This window comes from Neolewinella agarilytica (assembly GCF_900110645.1).
Taxonomy (GTDB): domain Bacteria; phylum Bacteroidota; class Bacteroidia; order Chitinophagales; family Saprospiraceae; genus Neolewinella; species Neolewinella agarilytica.
On sequence record NZ_FOFB01000004.1, the window covers coordinates 1 to 18,908 of the forward strand.

General features: G+C 50.2%; 17 protein-coding genes. All 17 read left to right on the top strand.

Annotated elements, in window-relative coordinates; translation table 11 throughout:
* The first annotated feature begins 391 nt into the window (after positions 1-391).
* The 17 genes from ftsY (at position 392) to rpsC (ending at position 18,700) form a co-directional block, all read left to right on the top strand.
* A complete protein-coding gene (gene ftsY / locus BM123_RS04600; RefSeq protein WP_090165788.1) occupies positions 392-1,369 on the top strand; it encodes a signal recognition particle-docking protein FtsY in 978 nt (325 codons plus the stop codon).
* A gap of 249 nt (positions 1,370-1,618) precedes the next feature.
* Positions 1,619-5,971 (top strand): T9SS type A sorting domain-containing protein, encoded by a 4,353-nt coding sequence (locus BM123_RS04605; protein WP_090165790.1) that lies wholly within the window; start codon positions 1,619-1,621, stop codon positions 5,969-5,971.
* Between the two features lie 432 nt (positions 5,972-6,403).
* Positions 6,404-7,282: an AraC family transcriptional regulator gene (locus tag BM123_RS04610; RefSeq protein ID WP_175489251.1), complete on the top strand. Its 879-nt coding sequence runs from the start codon at positions 6,404-6,406 to the stop codon at positions 7,280-7,282.
* A 759-nt stretch (positions 7,283-8,041) separates the two neighbouring features.
* Positions 8,042-8,854: a nuclear transport factor 2 family protein gene (locus tag BM123_RS24880; RefSeq protein WP_406603241.1), complete on the top strand. Its 813-nt coding sequence runs from the start codon at positions 8,042-8,044 to the stop codon at positions 8,852-8,854.
* Positions 8,855-8,973: 119 nt separating this feature from the next.
* Positions 8,974-9,615 (top strand): O-methyltransferase, encoded by a 642-nt coding sequence (locus BM123_RS04620; protein WP_090165794.1) that lies wholly within the window; start codon positions 8,974-8,976, stop codon positions 9,613-9,615.
* Positions 9,616-9,661: 46 nt separating this feature from the next.
* A complete protein-coding gene (locus BM123_RS04625; protein WP_090165796.1) occupies positions 9,662-10,096 on the top strand; it encodes a cupin domain-containing protein in 435 nt (144 codons plus the stop codon).
* Between the two features lie 459 nt (positions 10,097-10,555).
* A complete protein-coding gene (gene rpsL, locus BM123_RS04630) occupies positions 10,556-10,930 on the top strand; it encodes a 30S ribosomal protein S12 (protein WP_090165798.1) in 375 nt (124 codons plus the stop codon).
* A gap of 78 nt (positions 10,931-11,008) precedes the next feature.
* Positions 11,009-11,485, top strand: a complete 477-nt coding sequence (gene rpsG, locus BM123_RS04635) for a 30S ribosomal protein S7 (protein ID WP_090165800.1) — start codon at positions 11,009-11,011, stop codon at positions 11,483-11,485.
* A gap of 107 nt (positions 11,486-11,592) precedes the next feature.
* Positions 11,593-13,725 (top strand): elongation factor G, encoded by a 2,133-nt coding sequence (fusA, locus tag BM123_RS04640; RefSeq protein WP_090165802.1) that lies wholly within the window; start codon positions 11,593-11,595, stop codon positions 13,723-13,725.
* A 116-nt stretch (positions 13,726-13,841) separates the two neighbouring features.
* Positions 13,842-14,150 carry a 30S ribosomal protein S10 gene (gene rpsJ / locus BM123_RS04645; RefSeq protein WP_068216020.1) on the top strand — a complete coding sequence of 103 codons (309 nt, stop codon included), beginning with the start codon at positions 13,842-13,844 and terminating at the stop codon, positions 14,148-14,150.
* A 156-nt stretch (positions 14,151-14,306) separates the two neighbouring features.
* Positions 14,307-14,927 (top strand): 50S ribosomal protein L3, encoded by a 621-nt coding sequence (rplC, locus tag BM123_RS04650; RefSeq protein ID WP_090165803.1) that lies wholly within the window; start codon positions 14,307-14,309, stop codon positions 14,925-14,927.
* Between the two features lie 69 nt (positions 14,928-14,996).
* Positions 14,997-15,623, top strand: a complete 627-nt coding sequence (rplD, locus tag BM123_RS04655; RefSeq protein ID WP_090165805.1) for a 50S ribosomal protein L4 — start codon at positions 14,997-14,999, stop codon at positions 15,621-15,623.
* Between the two features lie 37 nt (positions 15,624-15,660).
* Positions 15,661-15,957 carry a 50S ribosomal protein L23 gene (gene rplW, locus BM123_RS04660; RefSeq protein WP_090165807.1) on the top strand — a complete coding sequence of 99 codons (297 nt, stop codon included), beginning with the start codon at positions 15,661-15,663 and terminating at the stop codon, positions 15,955-15,957.
* Positions 15,958-16,126: 169 nt separating this feature from the next.
* A complete protein-coding gene (gene rplB, locus BM123_RS04665; protein WP_090165809.1) occupies positions 16,127-16,963 on the top strand; it encodes a 50S ribosomal protein L2 in 837 nt (278 codons plus the stop codon).
* A 3-nt stretch (positions 16,964-16,966) separates the two neighbouring features.
* Positions 16,967-17,239: a 30S ribosomal protein S19 gene (rpsS, locus tag BM123_RS04670; protein WP_090165812.1), complete on the top strand. Its 273-nt coding sequence runs from the start codon at positions 16,967-16,969 to the stop codon at positions 17,237-17,239.
* A 314-nt stretch (positions 17,240-17,553) separates the two neighbouring features.
* Positions 17,554-17,949, top strand: a complete 396-nt coding sequence (gene rplV, locus BM123_RS04675; protein WP_090165814.1) for a 50S ribosomal protein L22 — start codon at positions 17,554-17,556, stop codon at positions 17,947-17,949.
* Between the two features lies 1 nt (position 17,950).
* Entirely contained in the window at positions 17,951-18,700 is a 750-nt protein-coding gene (gene rpsC, locus BM123_RS04680) for a 30S ribosomal protein S3 (RefSeq protein WP_090165816.1), read from the top strand.
* The last annotated feature ends 208 nt before the right edge of the window (positions 18,701-18,908 follow it).

An 18,908-nucleotide genomic window follows, 5' to 3' on the forward strand; every position in this document is an offset into this window, starting at 1 on the left:
CTTCGCTTCGGTGTCAAGCACCAGCTAAACAAGCTCCTCCTCTGGCCGTCAAACTAGCTTAACTTCGTGGTACGCAAGGATACAAGCTAATCAAATATCGAGAGCACGAAGTACTGCGAAGCAAATCGCCAATCGCCAATCAAAAACGTAGCAAACGAAGTTTGATGCGTTTGCCCTGGAGCTGCTCCACGGGTCAACCTCCAACCCCTCCTGAGTTGTTACCTTTGCCGGAAGAGCAAAGAAGGGCAGAACATTGCCCCTGAGCTTCCCTTTGCACCTGCGCGCTGTCGGCCCCTCTGCCTGAAAATACGGAGGCCGGTTTAAGTTTATCCCGAAACGGCGTAGTGGGGTGCCAACACCTTTTCAACGTAAATCAGATACAGCCAGCGATATGAGTTTTTTCAAGAAGTTTTTCAATAAAGAGAAAAAAGAAGACCTCGATAAGGGGATGGAAAAAACGAAAACCGGTTTTTTCAATAAATTGAACCGGGCAGTTGCCGGCAAAGACAAGGTAGACGAGGAGGTGCTCGATGAACTGGAGAGCGTACTGATATCCAGTGATGTTGGTCTTGACACCACCATTAAAATCATTGATAGAATTGAGGCCCGGGTCGCTGAGCAGAAGTACGTCAATACGAGTGAGTTGCACGAAATCCTGCGTGACGAAATCGTGCAGCTATTGGCTGAACAGAATGATCAGGACTTTGAAGACTACCAGCTGCCGCCGGTTGAAGGAGATGGCCCCGCCGTTATCCTCGTCGTGGGCGTCAACGGAGTGGGTAAGACGACCACTATCGGTAAAATCGCCAACCAGTACAAGAGACAAGGCCACAAAGTAGTACTTGGTGCAGCCGATACATTCCGTGCTGCAGCCGTTGATCAGCTTAAAATCTGGAGCGAACGGGTAGGTTGTGAGTTTTACTCGAAAGGGATGTATACCGATCCCGCCGCAGTAGCCTACGAAACGACGAAATTTGCCATTGACAACGACTGTGACGTAGCGATAATTGACACCGCAGGCCGTTTGCACACGAAATTTAACCTGATGAAGGAACTTTCTAAAATAAAAAGATCCATCACGAAGGCTTTGCCCTCCGCTCCTCATCAGGTCCTGCTGGTGCTGGACGCCACGACTGGGCAGAATGCTATTGAGCAAGCCAAGGCTTTTACCGAAGCAACTGACGTAAGTGCACTGGCACTCACTAAGTTAGATGGAACGGCGAAGGGTGGTGTGGCCATTGGAATTACCGATTCTTTCCAGGTTCCAATCCGATATATCGGCGTTGGAGAAGGCATTGAACACCTGCAAATCTTTAATAAAAGAGCCTTTGTGGATAGCCTGTTTGGGGACGAAATGAAAATTTCTTAGAAAAAATTTCGATTTCTCGTGCACATTTTGTAGTTAAAAGAGTTTAAGCCACCGAATCACGCAAACGAAAGGTGCCGAACACCTCCTTCAGGGAAAGTAAGGCATCAATTCGTAGCAGCGATTTCAGCTTCCAATGTCGACCGTAGTTGCGGTTGTTCTCGGGGAAGTTTGCCGTTTTATTCTCTCTAATTCAGCCAGCCGATTCAGTGAACGGAATGGGCTTGCTGTGACCATTTTAATTACACTTTTATGTACAAAGTAACACAGTTACTGGGGCTAGCGGTATGCCTGCTCGCCTTCGGAACAACCTCACTCTCAGCACAAAGTACAACCTACGAAGTAAATTTTGCCAGTATTAGATTTGTCAATCTTAACCTGGGCGATGACTGCAGCCGGGAAGTCATTTATAACAATATACTGAGCGGAGAACCTGATATTGACGGCGACGGAATGGTACCGCCTGAATCTGCTTTTACGATCTCTATTGACGATGATGACCCTTCAAATGGTAATATCCTGGATGGCTGTGGTTCTTTTCGCTACGAAATAATTCCCGCTGACGGCAGCGGTGTTCTTGGCTTCACTTTTGGCAGCGGTACGATCAACGCTTTTGACGTTACTCCCCCCACTCAATTTATGAATGCCGAAGCCTACGGCCCGTTTTACACTACTGAATTGGACGAGCTGACCATTAATACGCTCACGGCCAATATCTCCCGCTCTTTTATGGTAGACGGGCAGACAACGATGCCCATCATGGGAACCCTCTCTTCTGACCTCATGCTACGCCTGATCGCTGGCGGAGAAATCCCCCGCTTTTCGGATGGTTGTTCAGACGTTGACGTTACCGTATCTGATGTGATCAACCGCGACGGTGATTGCGGAGACATCGTAATTACCCGCTCCTTCACGGCTACGGACGCGAGCGCTGATTGTGTTGGAGACGGCCGCCTGAACGGGCAAACGGTTGTGTCCTACGATATTTTACTGGAGCGCCCCTCCGGAGAAGATGTACTGGCTCCTGCTTCCGTAGCCAACTTCGAATGTAATGACCCAACTATCATTGCGGGTGTCTTTCCTAAGCCTTCCGTTGAAGATTTTCCTTTCCTGAATGGCCCTGACGGTCCCATTTACCTCAACGAATCTTTTGGCAACCTGGGCTCTACCTATTCCGACAGCGAAGCCATCGTTACCTGTAACAGTACCTATAAGTTCATCCGCACTTTCACCATCATTGACTGGTGTGATACTGAAAACGTGCGCACTTTCACTCAGGTCGTGAAGGTAGGAGATACCGCTCCGCCAACCGTTATGATTCCCGCACAGGACCTGGATTTCGACGGAGTTGCAGATGACGGGCCATTGGTCTTTACAACCAACGCTCCTAACTGTGGCGCTTTCGTCCCAACCAACATGGGTGGACTGCAAATCACGGATGGCTGTAGTTCCATTTCCACAGTACAGGCCTTTGTACTGCTTGATCGGCAGGAAGACGATCTCCTCGGCCCCATCGATGTTAATGCTCCTAACCCCGTTAATCGTTTGACGCCTTTCCTGCCCGCCGGACCTCACACCCTGCGTTACATTGCCATTGACGACTGTGGCAACGAAGCCATTCAGGATGTCGACATCCTGATCGAAGATCGTTCCGGCCCCGTCATCATCGCTGAAGACGCCCTGAATATTTCCCTGAGCAACAGTGGTTTTGCCGAAGTAACGGCCCTGGACGTCGACCGTGGCTCTTACGACGATTGTTCCGACCTCATTCTGGAGATCGCATTTGCCAACCCTAACTCTTTGCTTCCAATCGGTGACTTTGGCACTTCCATTACCCTTACCTGTATCGACGTAGGCGTCGTCCCCGTCATCCTGCGCGGTACGGATGCCAATGGTAACCAGAACCAGCGAATGTCAATACTGAACGTAGTGGATAACTCCGCCCCACTCTGTATCGCTCCCGGAGCCATGAATATCACCTGCGACCAGGCAGACGATATGCTGCCCGAAGATCTCAATGCTTTTTATGATGCTGACCCCGTTGGAACCATCAGTATGCTCGACGAAATGTTCGGTGCACCCACCAGCCTCGATAACTGTGGAAATGAAGTGACCACCCAAACGGTGAACGCCAACATTAATGACTGTGGCACGGGCATTATCACCCGTAGCTTCAGTGTGACGGACGCCCGCGGATTTGTATCCGCTCCCGGCTGTCAACAGATTGTAACGGTCGGTGGTATGCGCGACTATACCCTTGAATTCCCCGGAGATGCGGAAACTACCTGTGGTAATATCCCCACTTTCGACGACCTGATGTACACCCCCTTTGGTTGTGACAATGTGGTGAGTAACACCCGTCTTGACACTTTCTTCGCCAGCGGCGAAGCCTGCTATAAACTCCGGCGCACCATCGAAGTCATCAACTGGTGTGAGTACGACGGTATCGGCGCCTATTACAACGTACCCCGCGATGCGGATCAGGACGGTAACTTCGAAGAATCCACCTTCCTGCACATCATCCCGAACGGGAACACGAACCCGCTGGATGATTCTGCTATCCTTGATCGGGACGGCAACCGCAATAACAACAACGATATCCGCAACCTGGATGGAGACGACAACTTCAGCGGCTCAACGCCGGTGGATGGAGACAATGACGGAGACACCGGTTACGCCAACTCCCGTAGCCGTGGTGCATTCCGCTACATCCAGTTTATCAAAGTATACGATGAAACAGCACCAACAATTACTAACGTCATTGCCGACGTTACGCCCGGTGCTGGCTGTGAAGGTGGAGACTTCGTGATGAGCTACACACTACAGGACGACTGTTCCCCCGAAGACCTGACGAGCATTGCTGAGATTGATTTTGACTACGTATCGGTCAACGGATTCACCACGAGCCGCATGGTAACGGCAGCGGAAATCAACGAAAGCTCTCCCGGTCGCTTTACGATCAACCTGACGGATGTTCGCCCGGGGGAACACGCTATCCGGGTCCGCGGACTGGATGGCTGTGGTAATACCGACGGCCGCATCGTACCCTTTACGGTCACGACTGGCGGAGATTTGTCTCCGATCTGTGTTGGCCGCCTGACCTTCGAACTTTTCAACGACGGTGACGGCGGTGGTATCGCCATCGTGGAAGCTGACGACTTTATTGTCGATGTAACCGGTAACTGTGGCAGCGAGGAGATTCGCTACTCTATCTACCGCGAAGAAGAGGAGGCCAGTTTGCCAGGTTTCGTACCGCAGCCGGGACGTCAAAGCTTCACGGTTACCTGTGATGACGAAGGTGATGTGATGGTCCGGGTCTACATCTTTGACGCCAACGGCAACGCTGCTCCCTGTAATGCTGTGGCATCGATTGAAGCCTTCGGCGAGAACGTTTGTGATGATGGCGGGTTAGGCTCCCTGGCGGGCTTCATTACATCGCCGGACAACGAGCTGCTCAGCGGTATCGAAGTCTACATCAGTGATCCGAACTCGATGGATGATATGATGTATACGGATAACAATGGTAGCTTCCTCTTCAACGGACTGGAGGTAGGCCACCAGTACATGATCCGTCCCAACATGCCCGATGAGGTAAACCTGACCCGCGTGAAAACCAGCGATATCTTTAAGATTACTAACCATATCCTTGGAGTTCAGGAAATAAACAACCCTTTCCGCCTGGTGGCCGCTGACGTAAACGCTGATGGCCGGGTAGACATCGGTGACATGGTTGCCATCCGCCGCGTAATTCTCGGCATGGATGATACTTTCCAGAACAGCCCGACCTGGAGATTTATTCGCCGGAACTTCAGCCTTGATGGCCTGGAAGAAGGCTGGAACCCCTCCATCTTCCCTTCTACCTTCACCGTTAGCCAGCTGGGTGGCCACAACCGGGAGGCAGATTTTGTCGCCATCGAAATTGGTGACGTTTTCACCGAGCCCACCCCCCGTTCCACGCTTGCACTATCCACGGCTGATCAGCAGCTGACGACCGGCGAAAGTACCGAGATCTTCTTCTCCGCTGAAGAACTGGCGGGCTTCCAGGGCACCATCGAAGCCACCGAAGGACTGACGATCGAAAGCTGGAATTCAGCCGTGCTGGGCGCAGGAAATATCAATGATGCCTTTATCGGTCAGGGCCTGCTTGCCCTTAGCTACAACGGTAGCGAGCCCCTGGCTGGCCAGGAAGTACTATCACTTACCGTCCGCGCTAACCGCGATCTCATGATTAGTGATTACCTTAGCATCACGGATCGCCTAAGCTACCCGGAAGCTATTCTGGTTGACGGTAGTACGGCTGCTTTGAGTTTACAATTCAGCGAGAATGCCGGGGGTGGAACTTTACTCCACCAAAACTTCCCCAACCCAGTAGCCGCTCAGACAACTATTGTGTTTGACCTCCCCGAGTCTGGTCCGGTAACCCTTACCGTGCACGATATCCAGGGACGACTGCTAACGGAGCGTGCCGTGGCTGGCCTGGCCGGTCGCAATACCATCACGCTGTCTCTTTCCGACGACCTTAAAAACACGACCGGTATTCTTACCTACACCCTCGAGGTGGGAGAGGAACGCCTGAGCAAACGTATGACGGTAGTGGCTCGATAGCCACCACCAATGGCATAAACATGCCGCCAAGAATTAGAGAGTAGCGCGACCCTGCCTTTCCTTCGGGATTGGTGGGGTTATGCTCTTTTAAAGGAGATTCTCGATTGCTTCGCAGTACTTTGTGCTCTTGAATCTTGATTGGCGATTTTTGATTTGTGAGAGAGCCTGATGCTTTTTAGCGCGGACGCAGGTGCAAGGTTTTTTCTGCTCGGCGCTCCGCGCCGGTAGGATAGCAGAAGGGACGATAATCAGCCGGTGGAAAGCTCGTCAGGTAAAGCGTTGCTGGTCGTCCGACCAATTCTTTCAGCCTGACGAAGTCGGATGAAAGTTGGTCTGACGACTAAGGTGCATCCTTGTTTCTGGCACACCGCCAAATTTTGACTGTATACTTGTGTGATCGGGATGACGTTTCACCAGTCAACACAATTTCCAATGCCCACCTCCGTCAAGCAGATAAAATTTGAGAACAAGACCAACCAGAAGTCATACTTTGAGCTTATCCGGATAGAGGAATTGTTGAGTAGAAGCCTGGATCACGATATCTGCCAGAACCACATCGTCAATTTCTACATCATATTTTTTGTGCTGGAAGGAAAGGGGAAGCATACTATTGACCTGGTGGATTACAACTATGCTAAAGGCGATGTATTACTGATTCGAAAGGATCAAATTCATAAGTTTTCCAGAAGTACAAAGGTTAAGGGCTATCTCTTAGCCTTTACGGAAGAGTTTATTCAAAGCCACTTGAGTAATCTGGAGGCCTTAAAAACACTAAAGATATTTAATGAGTTTTTGGGTAACCCTAAAGTTGAACTACGGGAGGTAAAATCCGAATTGTCAAGCTTTACGGAGCTGGTAAGTCAATTAGACCGGGAGACTATGTTTCAGGACGAATATTCTGAAGGGATTGCCCGGAGTTTGCTCCACGTTATCATTACCAAACTATTCCGGATCAAGGCCCGGGAGGGTAAGCTTTCCCAAAAAACGAAGTACCTGGAAGAATTCATCGCTTTCCAGTCGATGGTAGAACAGGACTGTTTCAAAAGCAAGAAGGTGGCTGACTATGCTTCAAGAATGGCCGTTTCGACCAAGACCCTCAACAAGATCGTGCAATCGATCGTCAATAAGTCGGCGAAGTTATTCATTGACGAAATAACCATTACGCAGATCAAGAGACTACTATTCGTTACCAATCTATCCATAAAGGAGATTGCTTTTGAAGCGGGATTTGAAGATCCGGCCAATTTTTCAAACTACTTCAAGAAGTTCGTTGGAGAGTCGCCCGAACTGTTTCGGCAGGCACATCAGTAAGATATTCCCATTTTGACAGGCCTTAGGAGGTTTTTTACAGGATGAAGCCTTTCATCCGGCTATAGTTTTGCTTCATCATCAAAAGATCTGAATATGAAGTACTTAACCTCGTTTTTTCTCGTACTGCTTGCCTTGTTTTTTAGCAATTGCACCGCCAGTACGGGCATCAATCAACCATCTGATAACGAAAAAACTATGCCAACAACAACGATAATGGAAGTGACTACTTTCAAGACCGGCGCGGACGTCAAAATGGATGCCTTTAGTCAGGCAGATAAGACAGTAGAAGATGCTTTCACCAGCAAGCAAGCTGGTTTCATTAAACGCCAGAGCGGCGTAAATGAAAAGGGGGAAGTGGTCGTGAACGTGTACTGGGAAAGCCTGGCTGAAGCAGAGGCGTCCATGAATAAGTTTATGACTGATCCTTCGGTGGCTTCCTATGCTGCCATGATCGACGGTCCAAGCATGAAAATGACAAGATTCACCGCCGGCGAAGCATTTGATGCTCCGGAAAGTGGGTTCGTAGAAACGATGACGTTCGACCTGAAACCCGGTACTGACCTCTCCGCTTTCAATACCCTTAACCAACAAGTCAAAACTGATTATACGGGTAAGCAGGCAGGCTTCTTACAGCGGTTGACGGGGGTAAACGAAGAAGGTAAGCAGGTCGTGGCTGTTTACTGGGCCAGCAAGGCAGACTCAGATGCGGCCATGAGTGGCTTCATGGCTCACCCAACAGCTAAGGCTTTCATGAGTAATATGGAGGAATCGTCCATATCCATGGGTCGTTACCTCTTTATGAATAAGGAATTATCCAAAAAAGATAAAGTTGTTGCTTTGCTGAACAGCTTCAATACAGGAGACCAGGCGCCCATTGCTTATATCAATCCTGAAAAATACGTTCAACACAACCTGGACGTCGGAGATGGGCTGGCTGGGTTTGGAGCCGTTATGCAGCACGCTCCCCCTCAGGGCTTCAAGGCTGATGTAGTCCGGGCATTTGAAGATGGCGAATATGTATTTACCCACACGGTCTATGATTTCTTTGGCCCTAAAGTTGGCTTTGACATCTTCCGTTTTGAAGATGGCCTGATCGTTGAGCACTGGGACAATCTGTTGCCCATTCAGCCCGCTAACCCGAGTGGAAGATCGCAGACGGATGGTCCCACCAGCATCGTGGACTCAGATAAGACCGAAGCCAATAAAAAAGTGATTGAAGGGTTCATTACGGACGTCATCATCAATCATGAGAACGATAAAATGACAACTTACATCAACCCCGCTAAATACCTGCAACACAATCCTTCCGTCGCTGATGGTCTGGATGGTTTTGGTGCGGCCATGAAGTATTTCGCTGAAAACGGGATGGTGATGGAATACGACAAGCTACACATGGTGCTGGGGGAAGGAAACTTTGTCCTTTCCGTTAGTGAGGGAAAGTTCGGCAAAGGAGAACACACTGCTTTTTATGATTTATTTCGCCTGGAAAATGGCCGGATCGTTGAGCATTGGGATGTGATTGCGCCTATCCCCGCTAAGTCTGAATGGAAAAATAAAAATGGCAAGTTTTAAGCCTGATCCATTAACTGGTCCTGTTTCCTAATTGGAAACATCGATAATAAAATTTATTTACCTTATCAGGAAGACCTCAGCCTTGGTCTGGGGGTCTTCCTGTTTAATCATAAATCAGGATGACTAACTTACCGCAAGTGCAAATTGCATCAACCTTAGAGCAACTATTAAAAGACGCTAAATACGATCTTTTGAAAATAATGAAAGTGGCAGCGAAGAGTATCGTCAGACCGATGCAGCCATCGGACTTTAAGGAGGCTTATCTTTCCATCTCCAGTAAACAGGGAGAAGATTTAAAGCAGCTTATTCAGGAAAAGAATCTGAAAAATATAGTTGAGTTTGGTACTTCATTTGGTATTTCCACGCTTTACTTAGCTTCCGGAGCAATTGAAACGGGAGGTCACATCATCACCACCGAGTTAATTGAATCCAAAGCCCGGAAAGCCATTGAAAATTTCGAAAAGGCAGGGGTTGCTGACCGTATCGAGGTGAGGGTAGGAGATGCTGTGGAGACCCTGCAGGGCTACTCGGATCCCATTGATTTACTACTTTTAGATGGCTGGAAAGATCTGTACCTGGCCGTGTTTCAACTTCTGGAACCAAATTTTCATTCAAATACAATTGTTTACGTTGACAACGCTGATATGAAGGAGTCTGAGGTATTTTTAAATACCCTGGCAAATGACCCGCAATATCAGTTTCAACCCCGACATCACGGGAAGGTGATTTTGATTACCAGCCAAGACTGGCCGCAACCTTAATGGAATTAAAAATAGTGATAATCTGACATCTTAAAATTTAGAGAAAATGAAGAACAAAGAAGTTATTCGGGAGGGAGAGGGCGAAAATTACAATTACTCACAGGACCACTGTTTTATTAAGCTGTCTTCCCACAGGACCAATGGAGAGTTGTCTTTTGTGGAAGACACACTAAAGCCTGGCTTTTATTTGGGTCGGCACCATCATAAAATCATGACGGAAGTCTTCTATATTCTCGAAGGAGAAGTGAAGTTGATTTTTGATGATGAGACCATCGTGGCGAAACCCGGTGATACGGTTACGGTGCCCCCGAATGTCTGGCATGCGGCCAGTTGTGAAAAAGGTGGGAAGATGCTTTCCATTTTCAAGGACGGTCAGTTTGACCTGTATCTGGAACGCTTGTCCGGAATGACCGACAGCGATTTTGCAGACGAGGCATTAATGCGCGCCGTTTCGGCCAAGTTTGATATTTACGGAGAATAGGAAAAGAAGGAGGCGCCTGGCTTCACCTTGCTTCTTACCGGAGAATCCTCTGCACCTGCGGCCGCGCCTGATGAGAACTGAGGCGCGGCCGCAGGTGCAGTGGGAAGAACCAGGGAGCAATGGAGGAGGGTAGGGGATGGTTCCCTTCCCTGCACCTGCGTACTGCGCCCAATCCACCGTCAGGATGAAGCGGGCATCCGAAACTTATGGCTCTGGAAGAGACCTTATATATAGGTCTTCCCGAAACAAGCCGTTGGTAGCGCTAATTGGCTGATTTGTAGCTGAAAATGCCTATTTCCTGGTTCTCGATTGGTCCTGGTGACATTATCTGAAAGGAAAATCTTCGTAAAGACATTTTGTGCTAGGAATTATCCGGATAAGTGCTTACCTTTGCGCTCGCTTTTCAAGGAGGTAGGCCTCTGGTAAACAAAAAAAAGCGCTACTAAAGTTAATAAACGTATGCCTACAATTAACCAACTTGTGCGTAAAGGGCGCAAGCAAATCAAGGAGACGAGTAACTCACGTGCACTGGACGCCTGTCCACAAAAGCGCGGTGTTTGTACACGTGTATACACCACTACTCCCAAGAAGCCGAACTCGGCGCTGCGTAAAGTAGCTAAGGTTCGTCTTACGAACGGAATTGAGGTAATCGCTTATATCCCGGGAGAGGGTCACAACCTGCAGGAACACAGTATCGTACTGATTCGCGGAGGTCGTGTAAAGGATCTTCCTGGTGTACGTTACACCATCGTTCGTGGTGCACTCGATACGGCCGGCGTTGCTGACCGTCGTCAGGCTCGCTCTAAGTACGGCGCCAAGCGTCCTAAGAAATAATTCAATTAGTAAGATGAGTACCCTTTAGTAGGGGCTTATTGGTGTTCGCTCTGCGGCCACCATCTGAAGCAAAAAGCTATGCGTAAAAGAAAACCAAAAGTCCGGGTCATTGCACCCGACCCCCGTTACGGTGATCCAATGGTGACCCAGTTCGTTAACATGCTGATGTTCTCCGGTAAGAAGAGCACGTCTTTCCGTATCTTCTATGATGCGATGGATATCATCAAGGAGCGTGTTGCCAGCGAAGAAATTGACGAGTATGAAGTGTGGAAACGCGCTTTGAACAACGCCATGCCACAAGTTGAGGTACGCTCTAAGCGTATTGGTGGTGCTACTTTCCAGATTCCTACGGAAATCCGCGCTAAGCGTAAGATGTCCATCGGAATGAAGTGGGTTATCAAATTCGCCCGTCAGCGTTCCGGTAAGGGCATGGCGGAGAAGCTGTCCTCTGAGTTGCTGGCCGCCAGCCGCAATGAAGGCCTTGCCGTTAAGCGGAAGGAAGACACCCACAAGATGGCGGAATCTAACCGTGCATTTGCCCATTACGGGAGATAGTCCTGATAGTATGGTAGTAACGGCAGCATAGTTCTGTTGCTACTACCATACGATCATTACTGTCAAACTATCATTTCTATTATACTTCAATACTAAATCCTCCTGCCATGGCAACGGATCTTAAATTCACCAGAAACATCGGTATTGCCGCGCACATTGACGCCGGTAAGACGACGACAACTGAGCGTATCCTTTACTACACCGGTATCAGCCACAAGATCGGCGAAGTACACGACGGTGCCGCTACCATGGACTGGATGGAGCAGGAGCAGGAACGTGGTATCACCATTACTTCTGCCGCTACCCACACGAACTGGAAGTGGAAGAATAAAGACTACGTTTTCAACATCATTGACACCCCCGGTCACGTGGACTTTACCGTAGAGGTAAACCGTTCCCTCCGTGTACTCGATGGTCTGGTATTCCTTTTCTGTGCCGTATCTGGTGTAGAGCCTCAGTCGGAGACCAACTGGCGTCTGGCTGACAACTATAAGGTACCCCGTATCGGATTTGTAAACAAGATGGACCGTTCCGGTGCAGACTTCCTCGCTGTTGTAAAAGACGTGGAGGAGAAGCTGGGCTCTAAGTCTATTCCACTGCAGATTCCAATCGGTGCCGAAGAGACTTTCAAAGGCGTGGTTGACCTTATCACGATGCAGGCCATCGTGTGGAACGAGCACGATCAGGGTATGACCTTTGAGGTTATCGACATGCCTGCCGACCTGGAAGACACCGTTAACGAATGGCGCGAGAAACTTCTCGAAGCCGTCGCTGAATACGATGAGTCTCTGTTGGAGAAGTACTTCGAAGATCCAGACTCTATCACCGTTGAGGAAGTACGCAAAGCCGTACGCGACGCCGTAACGGACGCCGCCTTCGTTCCTATGATGTGTGGTTCTGCCTTTAAGAACAAAGGTGTACAGGCAGTACTTGATGCTGTTTGTGCTTACCTCCCCAGCCCGCTGGACATTCCACCGGTTAAGGGTACCGATCCTGACGATGAGGAAAAGATCCTCGAACGTGCACCTTCTGTAGACGAGCCGTTTGCAGCCCTTGCCTTCAAGATTGCCACGGACCCATTCGTTGGCCGTCTGGCCTTCATGCGCGTTTACTCTGGTGTACTGGAAGCAGGTTCTTACGTAAAGAACACTCGCTCCGGCAACAAAGAGCGTATCTCTCGTCTCTACCAGATGCACGCTAACGAACAGCAGGCAATTGACAAGGTAGAAGCCGGTGACATTGCTGCAGCCGTTGGTTTCAAGGACATCCGTACGGGTGATACCCTTTGTGATGAAAAGCACCCAATCGTGCTGGAGTCTATGGTATTCCCTGATCCTGTAATCGCGGTAGCCGTTGAGCCTAAGACGCAAAAAGACCTCGACAAACTGGGTATGGCTCTGGCCAAGCTCTCTGAAGAGGATCCGACCTTTACGGTTCGCTACGACGAAGACACCAACCAGACCATTATTGCTGGTATGGGTGAGCTTCACCTGGAGATCATCGTTGACCGCCTCAAGCGTGAGTTTAAGGTTGAAGCCAACGTTGGTGCGCCGATGGTAAGCTACAAGGAAGCATTGTTCACAACCGTTGAGCACCGTGAGCGTCTCAAGAAGCAGTCCGGTGGTTCTGGTCTCTTCGCAGACATGAGCTTCACCCTCGGCCCAGCCGATGAGGAGTTCCTCGAAAGCGAAGACTTCAAGAACGGTAAGGAAAACCTGCAGTTCGAGTGGGCCATCGTTGGTGGTGCTATCGACAAGAACTACCAGAAGCCAGTGAAAGACGGCTTCAAGTCAATGATGAAGAACGGTATTCTTGCCGGCTACAACATTGACAGCATGAAGGTGAAAGTATTCGACGGTGGTATGCACTCCGTTGACTCGAAGCCACTGGCCTTTGAACTTTGTGCAAAGGAAGGTTTCAAAGCTGCCGCTAAGCAGTGTAACCCGAAGTTGCTCGAGCCAATCATGGAAGTAGTTATCGTAACTCCTGAAGAGTACACGGGTAACGTGATCGGTGACCTTAACCGTCGTCGTGGTCTGCCGAAAGGACAGGAAACCATGAACGGTGGCGCTATTCGCATTACCGCTGATGTACCCCTGGCAGAAATGTTCGGCTACGTAACTGACCTTCGTACCATCACCTCTGGCCGTGCGAACTCCAGCATGACCTTTGATCGCTTTGCCGAAGCCCCTAAGGGAATCGCTGAAGCAGTAATCAAGGAAGCCAAAGGCGAAGCATAATTGATCAATCGTTCTCCCACTCTTCCGGCTGCCCGCCGGAGAGTGGGAGTTCTTAACTCTAAACGACTCCCGGAAAGCCGGTACAGTCCATTTTTATTTGAAAATTCTAATCTGGCATGAATCAGAAAATTCGCATCAAACTGCGTTCTTACGATCATAACCTCGTAGACAAGTCTACCGAGAAGATCGTCAAGACCGTCAAGAACAGTGGGGCCATCGTAACCGGCCCGATTCCGCTGCCCACCGAAAAGGATATCTATACTGTCCTGCGCTCGCCGCACGTCAATAAGAAATCCCGGGAGCAGTTCCAATTGCGCACTCACAAGCGCCTGATCGAGATCTACACCCCCAACCAAAAAACGGTGGACGCGCTTTCAAAGCTCGAACTCCCCTCTGGTGTAGACATTCAGGTGAAGCTGACCTAATCAGTTTTATCTACCTCCGTCACGCTACCATTTGACACTTCAAATAGGTAGACTTTTTAATAACTGTTCCCATCTCACGGCCAGGCCGTGAAATCGGAATGTTTTGTTGCCCGCTACCGGAAAATCCCGGAATGGCGACGAATAAATCCAAGACCAATGAACGGAATTATTGGTAAGAAGATCGGAATGACTTCCATCTTCGACGAAGCAGGCCGCAACGTCGCCTGTACCGTTATCGAGGCCGGTCCCTGTGTAGTAACTCAGGTGAAGACCGACGATACGGACAATTATAATGCTATCCAGCTTGCCTATGGTGAGCGTCGTGAGAAAACGATGAGCCGCCAATTGAACGGCCACTTCAAAGCTGCCGGCACCACGCCGAAGGCCGAAGTCGTTGAGTTTCGCGATATGGTAGCTGACAAAGCTCTCGGTGATACCATCACCGTGGATGAAGTCTTCGCTGAAGGTGACATCTGTGTAGCCGTTGGAACTTCCAAGGGTAAGGGCTTTCAGGGTGTAGTTAAGCGTCACAACTTTAAGGGTGTGAACGATGCTACTCACGGTCAGCACAACCGCCAGCGTGCACCGGGTTCTATCGGTGCTGCCTCTTACCCCGCCAAAGTATTCAAAGGAATGCGTATGGGTGGTCGTGATGGCGGCGGACGGGTAAGCATCAAGAACCTGAAGGTTCTCAAGATGTTCCCAGAGCGTAACCTTATTCTGGTCAAAGGAGCCGTTCCCGGCCCCAAAGGCGGAACCGTAATCCTCCACAAATAAGCCCGTATTCGCCATCACAATACTTCTCCGCCGGAGTATTGACGCCTGCGAATAGCAAAATAAAATAAAATGAAACTTCAAGTTCATAGCGCACAAGGTTCTGGTACGGGTCGCGAAGTGGAACTGCCCGAAAACATTTTCGGTGTAGAGCCCAACGAGCACGCTGTTTACCTGGCCGTTAAGGCTTACCTGGCCGCTCAGCGTCAGGGTACGCACAAAGCCAAAGAACGCGGCGAAATTGCCGGTTCTACCAAGAAACTGCATAAGCAAAAAGGTACTGGTGGTAGCCGTAAGGGTGACATCAAGAACCCTCTCTTCCGTAGTGGTGGCCGGGTCTTCGGTCCTCGCCCCCGCACCTACGGTCTTAAGCTCAACAAGAAAGTTCGTCAGCTCGCCCGCGCTTCTGCTTTCTCCGCCAAGGCTACTGCTGGTAGCATCAAGGTGGTGGAAGACCTGAAGTTCGACGCTCCTAAGACGAAAGACTACGTTTCTTTCCTCAACGCCCTTGGTGCTAACGAAGGTAAAGTACTCCTCATCACTGCTGAGCACGACCAGTTCGTCTACCGCTCCGGCCGTAACCTGCCGAACAACGCTATTGTATCTGCCGGTGAGGTAAACACCTACGACGTAATGAAGGCCGGTACGGTCATCGTTGCCGAAGGTGCCATCGCAAAGCTTAAAGAGCAATTTGCTTAACAGTCAGCCGCCCCCAGGGGCATAAACTCTAATCATCATGGCTAAGACCATTCTCATCAAGCCCGTTGTGTCCGAGAAAGCTGAACTGCTCTCTGAGGTACGCGCCCAGTACACTTTCGTAGTGGAAAAGACGGCTAACAAAATTGAAATCCGTAATGCCGTCGAGGCACAGTACGGTGTATCCGTTGACCGCGTTAATACCGCGATCATGCCGGGTAAAACCAAAAATAGATCGACCAAGTCCGGACTTATCCGTGGCCGGGTACCTGCCTTCAAGAAGGCAATCGTTACTCTGGCGGACGGTGAGACCATCGACCTGTATAACGAACTATAGTCCTGGCAGTCTGGTAGTCCTGTAGACGGTCACGCAAGTGTAGCGGTCTGCAAAATTACCAGATTGCAAGACTATCATATTAATCAACGATGGGTGGGGAGCCACCGTTTACGGTCGATCGTAAACAAGTGCTTTTGCTCCGAGATTCATCGTACTAATTTGTGCAATAATGCCAATTAAGAAGTTTAAGCCGGTATCTCCCGGTTCCCGCTTTCACGTAGGGAACAAGTTCGAGGAGCTGACTGGTGACAAGCCAACCAAGAGCCTGCTGGCCCCCCTCAAAAAGAGTGGTGGTCGTAACGGTACTGGTAAAATGACCGTTCGCCAGAAAGGTGGGGGTCACAAGCGTCGTTACCGTATCATCGACTTCCGTCGTAATATGGATAACCTGACGGCAGAAGTGAAGACGATCGAGTATGATCCGAACCGCACTGCTTACATCGCACTCGTCAACTACTCTGACGGTACGAAAGCCTACATTCTGGCTCCACAGGGTCTGAAAGTAGGAGATGTATTGTCTTCTGGTGCAAATGCTGCGCCTACTGTAGGTAATACGCTCTTCCTGGGAGACGTACCACTGGGTTCTTCCATTCACGCCATTGAGCTGCAGCCCGGTAAGGGAGCCGCTCTTGCCCGCTCTGCCGGTACGAACGGTACGCTGATGGGTAAGGAAGGTCGTTTTGTATCCGTTAAGCTTCCCTCTGGTGAAGTTCGCCGGATCCTGAAAACCTGCCGTGCTACCATCGGTGCCACGTCCAACCCTGACCACGCCCTCCAGGTTGCTGGTAAGGCCGGTCGTAACCGCTGGCTCGGTAAGCGCCCACGCGTTCGTGGTGTAGCGATGAACCCGGTCGATCACCCCATGGGTGGTGGCGAAGGTCGCGCATCCGGAGGTCACCCGCGCTCACGTACGGGTATTATGGCCAAGGGACAGAAGACCCGCAACGTCAACAAGGCTAGCAACAAATTGATCATCACGCGTCGTAAGACGAAGAATAAGAAATAACCCATGGCACGTTCGCTAAAGAAAGGCCCCTACGTTTTCCACCGTCTCTACGACAAAATTGTAAAGGCACAAGAAGGTGGTGGCCGTAAGGGTATGATCAAAACCTGGTCACGCTCTTCCATGATCATTCCTGATATGGTAGGTCTGACCATCGCCGTTCACAATGGTAAAACCCACGTCCCCGTCTACGTTACGGAGAACATGGTAGGTCACAAACTCGGTGAGTTTGCTCCTACGCGTTCCTTCCGCGGCCACGGTGGCAAGAAGGGTAAGTAAGGTTACAAGTTGCAGGTTGCAGGTTCCGTTAGGGCTTGCAACCTGCAACCTGAAACCTGCAACCTGAAAAATCATTTGGCGCAGCCGCAGGTGCAGTGCATGAGTTGAAAAGCAAAGAAGGCTTGTCCGCATTGCTATTTAACCGTACCTTTGCACCCGCGTTCGCGCCCCCTTTAATTGAGTGAAGGTAGAGTACGTCCTCGCCGGAGTAAAGGGAAAAGGTCAAAGGAGGAAGGGGAGACCCTTATTCCTTTCCCTCTTCAACCCTTATTCGCGCCCGATTTACTAACCCGTTCCCTCGAAATAATCCAATAATGGTAGCAGTATCAAGTTTAAATAGCATTCCGATGTCGGTCCGCAAGATGCGGCTCGTCGTCGATCTGATCCGCGGTAAGCAGGTCGGAGAAGCGCTAAGCATCCTGGAATTCAGTAAGCAGGAAGCAGCGATCTGGCTGAAGAAGAATCTTCTCTCCGCCATCGCCAACTGGGAGTTCAAAACCGGTGGCACCGAAAGTGCTGACGAGTATGATCTCATCGTTTCTGAAGTATTCGCCGATGCAGGTGCTCAGATCAAGCGTTTCCGCCCCGCTCCTCACGGCCGTGCTCACCGTATCCGTAAGCACAGCTGTCACATCACCATCAAAGTATCTAACACCAAGCAACTCCCATCGGAGGCTGGTGTAGAAGCTGAAACCGAAACCGCAGAATAACATGGGACAGAAGACTAATCCAATTGGTAACCGTCTGGGTTACATTCGCGGCTGGGACAGTAACTGGTACGCTGACAAAGATTACGCCGCTAACGTCATCGAAGACGAGAAGCTGCGCGCTTACCTCGGTAAGCGTATTGAAAAGGGCGGTATCGCCCGCGTGATCATTGAGCGTACCCTCAAGCGGGTTACCCTCACGATTCATACCAGCCGTCCCGGTATCATTATCGGTAAAGGTGGTAAGGAGATCGATCAGCTGCGCGAAGAACTTCGCCGTCTGACCAAGAAAGATATCCAAATCAACATCATTGAGATCCGCAAGCCTGAGCTGGACGCCAACATCGTTGCCGAAAGCGTTGCTAAGCAGATCGAAGCCCGTATCAACTACCGCCGGGCGATCAAGACGAGCATCCAGGCCACCATGCGTGCCAGCGCTGAGGGCATCAAGATCCGCATCTCTGGTCGTTTGAACGGTTCTGATATGAGCCGTACGGAAGAGTTCAAGGAAGGGCGTACGCCACTCCACACTTTCCGTGCTGATATTGACTACGCACATAAGGAAGCACACACGGTCTACGGCCGTATTGGTATCAAAGTATGGCTCTGTAAGGGTGAAGTACTTGGTAAACGCGACCTGAACCCGAACGCTGGTCTGTCGACCAAAGGCAATGACCGCGGTGGACGTGGTGGCCGTGGCGGACGCGGTGGCCGTGGTGGCAATGACCGCCGTGGCGGTGGTGGCCGTCGGTAAAACCTGATTACAGGTTGCAGGTTACAGGATGCACTCCTTTTGTGCCGATGGTAAGTTGCTCTTTGAATCAGAATACTAGAATACAACTCTTTAGCGTAAGCTAAACTACTCAGCGGCAAGCCCGTAATTTGCAACCTGCAAACCTGCAACTTTCAACCTGCAATCTGCAACCTGCAACTTGTTCCTTGCCCACGACTCGACCGCCTCT